This window comes from Sporomusa sp., from assembly GCF_057736855.1.
The window spans coordinates 1,113-3,913 of record NZ_JBYKYF010000288.1; the positions used below are offsets into that span (position 1 = coordinate 1,113).

At 43.0% G+C, this 2,801-nt stretch carries 3 protein-coding genes; all 3 read right to left on the reverse strand.

The genetic code is table 11. From position 1 onward, the window contains the following. Window positions 1–30: 30 nt before the first annotated feature. On the reverse strand, window positions 31–960 hold the full coding sequence (gene fba / locus AC29Z1_RS14770; protein WP_488272219.1) for a class II fructose-1,6-bisphosphate aldolase: 930 nt from the start codon (window positions 958–960) through the stop codon (window positions 31–33). Window positions 961–1,035: 75 nt separating this feature from the next. Then, the gene (locus tag AC29Z1_RS14775; RefSeq protein WP_488272220.1) at window positions 1,036–1,908 is read right to left on the reverse strand and encodes an RluA family pseudouridine synthase; all 873 of its coding nucleotides are present in this window, start codon (window positions 1,906–1,908) and stop codon (window positions 1,036–1,038) included. 264 nt (window positions 1,909–2,172) lie between these two features. Continuing rightward, on the reverse strand, window positions 2,173–2,640 hold the full coding sequence (locus AC29Z1_RS14780) for a hypothetical protein (protein WP_488272221.1): 468 nt from the start codon (window positions 2,638–2,640) through the stop codon (window positions 2,173–2,175). Window positions 2,641–2,801 lie beyond the last annotated feature (161 nt).

Consider the following 2,801-nt stretch of genomic DNA (forward strand, 5'->3'; position numbering starts at 1 on the left):
TAACTAACCATTCCCATATAGAATTGTATACTAAATGCGACCGCTGCAGTTTAAAACATTACGCATTTTATGTTTTACCATGTTTTTAATGGCTTCACGGGCTGGTTTGAGATACTGTCTGGGATCAAAGTCTGATGGATGATTGGCTAGATGTTCTCGGATAGAGGCAGTCATAGCCAGACGGAGGTCGGTATCAATATTAATTTTGCAGACACCTAATTTACCAGCTTTGAGCAGCATATCTTCAGGAACGCCTTGAGCGCCTTGGATTTGGCCGCCATAACAATTACATTTTTCTACAAATTCAGGTAGTACGGTAGAAGCACCATGCAATACTAGCGGGAAGTTTGGTAACAGTCTGGATATGGTTTCAAGACGCTCAAAATCAAGTTTACACTCACCTTTAAATTTATAAGCGCCATGGCTAGTGCCGATAGCAATGGCCAGGGAATCTACGCCTGTACGCTCAACAAATTCTACCGCTTGATCAGGATCGGTATATGTAGCTTCTTTGGCACTTACATTAATAGCGTCTTCAACGCCTGCAAGTCGACCAAGTTCAGCCTCGACGACAACACCGCGTTCATGGGCATATTCTACTACTTTTTTAGTAAGTGCAATATTTTCTTCAAACGGTAGTTTAGAACCGTCAATCATTACAGAAGTAAAGCCGCCATCAATGCAGGATTTACAGATTTCGAAATCTTCACCATGGTCTAAATGTAAACAAATCGGTAGGTTAGAATCTTCCAGAGCGGCTTCGACTAGTTTAATTAAATAAATGTGCTTGGCATATTTACGGGCGCCGGCAGATACCTGAAGGATGAGCGGAGCTTGCTCTTCTTTGGCGGCGTCAACAATGCCCTGAATAATTTCCATGTTATTGACGTTAAAAGCGCCAATAGCATACTGGCCTTCATAAGCCTTTTTAAACATCTCTTTTGAAGTTACTAATGGCATGGAAATCCCTCCTATTTTTCCTAAGAACCAGATATATTATAGCATATTTTACATACATTATATCATATTTATATATTATTCCCCAAGTTTGCTGATAAGATTACGTAAATCGTGCGGTAAAGAACTGGTAATTACAAGTTGATGCTGAGTAACCGGATGTGGCAGGGTTAATTGGGCTGCATGCAGCGCTTGTCGCTGAATTTGGTCAATAGGACCGCCATAGAGATCATCTCCAAGCAACGGGCAGCCAATATACTGTAGATGAACCCGTATTTGGTGGGTACGTCCTGTTTCTAGCAGAATTTCAAGTAAGCTGGCATTCTTTAACGTCTTAAGGAGGCGATAATGGGTAATGGCTTGTTGACCGTCGGGACGAACCTCGCGTTCAATAATGCTGTTATTTTTACGGCCAATAGGAGCATCAATTACGCCGCAAGCTGGGTTAGGAATACCGCTGGCAATTGCCAAATACTGTTTTACTATGAGCTGTTGATGTTGGTTAAGCCAGTGTTGAATATCAGGACGTTTAGCAATAAGTATTAGGCCTGAAGTATTACGGTCTAGTCGGTTGACAGGATGGAAGCTGCACGAATAATGTCGTTGGCTATAATAATACATGACCGCATTAGCCAGTGTGCCTGAATGTTCGCCTGTCGCCGGATGTACCAGCATACCTGCAGGTTTATCTACTATCAGCAGCCAGTCATCTTCATAAACAATGGAAAGCGGCAAGTTTTCAGCAGCGATGGAGGAAATCTCTGGCCAAGTGACAGTAATTGTATCACCAGGATAGACCAGGGAGGATAGTAGTGCCGGTTGGCCATTAATGGTAAGGGTTCCATTAGCTTTTATCTTACGCCATAAGGTTAGCGAAAGTCCGGCCCGCCGCCGTAAAAAGTCTTTTACTGGGAGAATAGGACAGGTTAAAGGTACAGTGAAATCAGGCATAGTCACTCCTTGGTCACGAAAAAAATCTGCATATACGCTAGTATTCGCATTCCTAAAATAAAAATCCTTTAAAATAAAAAACACGGCTTGCGTTGTACATTGGAGCAAGCCGATGCCATCAGTTTTAAAATGTAGATCGCCTACCGCATTTGTGCGCCTAGATAGCGCTAATGACAGGCTAACATTACTTAATCATTTAGTCATATGGTCTTTTTACTCGGAAAAATATTAGGAGGCAATCTGCCTCCTGCAAAGAGGAAGGGATCACAACAGATTTTGTATCATGCCGATCATCATTGCTATGTGCTCGCGCTCGGTTGCTATGGATTCTTTGATATAATCACCCATTGGGTTTGCTCTTAGCCCATAGTAATAGGTAAACCGACGATGTCGTCGGATAAGCCCTACGAGGAGTGCCATAACCAATAGGCGATTGCCAAAAAGCTGCCGATCGGTTTCTGTCAGCTCGTTGTCGCGCACTTTAAAACCATATTTTTTCGTGACTGCTGCTAAATTATCATCATGCATACAAAGCATGTGTAAAGTGTCAAGGTAACCCTCCCAATGATTTTCGGCTATGGTGACAAGTGTGTCACGCATACCATCGCTGGCATGTTCTGACGCCTCTACGGCTGTATGCATAAGCTCAAGCTGTTCAATGGCTTCTTGATGTAATAATATCATGTGTGCCGGGTCAACAGCTACCGACCGGCGGCTGAATAGCTTTTTCATCCGACATCAGCTCCTCTGCTAAGGCTTTAGCGAATATTATCTGCGACCACCTTTGAAAGGAGCAATAAACCGGATCATTTTAATTGGTACATGCAGTGAAATGGAGCGACGGCAGAAGCTACTATTAACTATGATGTAATCGCAGCCAACATAGCAGATGG

What these genes read in the sequence shown, in the direction of transcription:
- fba (WP_488272219.1), bottom strand. Translation starts at nt 960, where the DNA reads ATGCCATTAGTAACTTCAAAAGAGATGTTTAAAAAGGCTTATGAAGGC.
- AC29Z1_RS14775 (WP_488272220.1), bottom strand. Translation starts at nt 1,908, where the DNA reads ATGCCTGATTTCACTGTACCTTTAACCTGTCCTATTCTCCCAGTAAAA.
- AC29Z1_RS14780 (WP_488272221.1), bottom strand. Translation starts at nt 2,640, where the DNA reads ATGAAAAAGCTATTCAGCCGCCGGTCGGTAGCTGTTGACCCGGCACAC.